The sequence below is a fragment of the Neisseria sp. P0021.S007 genome (assembly GCF_051956855.1).
Map to the genome: position 1 here is coordinate 1 of NZ_JBQCXA010000249.1, position 897 is coordinate 897.

Consider the following 897-nt stretch of genomic DNA (forward strand, 5'->3'; position numbering starts at 1 on the left):
CCCCCACACCGTCTATTGCGAAGCATCGGGCGGCATCGGCTTCGACCGACTGAAGCGCGTGGCGCAAACCGGCGTGGACGGCATCGCCCTCGGCTATCTGACCCACAGCAGCCATTCGTTGGATATAGGTTTGGATTTCGTGGCTTAAATTTCGAGTTTGCTATAAAGCAAAGGCCGTCTGAAATATAGACCTTTTATTTTCAAGCAGCCTTTTTGCTTCCAAAGCAGAAGATATAAAAATTATGCAGGGTAGCTTCAACCTTCATATAACATGAAAGAGTAGGGCATAACTAAGCCATCATGTAAAAAGCCGTCTGAAACCCAATGTTCAGACGGCTTTTTACTCCCAAAATGATTAATTGATCATTACCATTTTCCAGTTATCCCAATACGGATTGTCCTACCTGGTGCAGGCAGGTAAGAGCGACTCATCGGGTCGAGGTAGTAGCGGTTGGTCAGGTTGCTGCCCACCAGCTCGGCAGTCAGGTTTTTGCCGATTTTGTAGCGCAGGTAGGCATCCCATACTGCAACAGGCTGCCAGCGCATATAGTCGGGGTCTGCCTGTTTTCCATTACCTGCTTGGTCGTAATATACCTGAAAAATCGCCCTGCGGTATTATTCAGCTTAATAATCAAGTAAGTCTTTCGCGGCTTATCGTATGTAGGAAAACTGCTACAATAATAACCATCAATAAACCATCCCTTGAATCTATTCAGTCTACCTGAAACTCAAAAAGCAGCATGCACATGGTTTTACAGAAACCCTGTAAACAGCAAAGCTATCTCTTTAGAAAACGCATAAGGAAAACAACATGAATCTAGCCATCACTGGCTCCAGCGGCAACATCGGCGGTATGGTCGCCCGTCATCTGAGCACATGCGGCCTGCCGCTTATCCT

Annotated in this window: 2 pseudogenes; one reads left to right on the top strand and one right to left on the bottom strand. The window is 46.8% G+C overall.

Going from position 1 to position 897, the window contains the following annotated elements:
* Nucleotides 1-148: pseudogene (locus ACTHUR_RS12585) on the top strand (carboxylating nicotinate-nucleotide diphosphorylase); the annotation flags it as partial.
* 218 nt (nucleotides 149-366) lie between these two features.
* On the opposite strand, the pseudogene ACTHUR_RS12590 reads toward ACTHUR_RS12585, so the two are convergent.
* Nucleotides 367-549 (bottom strand): annotated as a pseudogene (locus ACTHUR_RS12590) (hypothetical protein); the annotation flags it as partial.
* Nucleotides 550-897 lie beyond the last annotated feature (348 nt).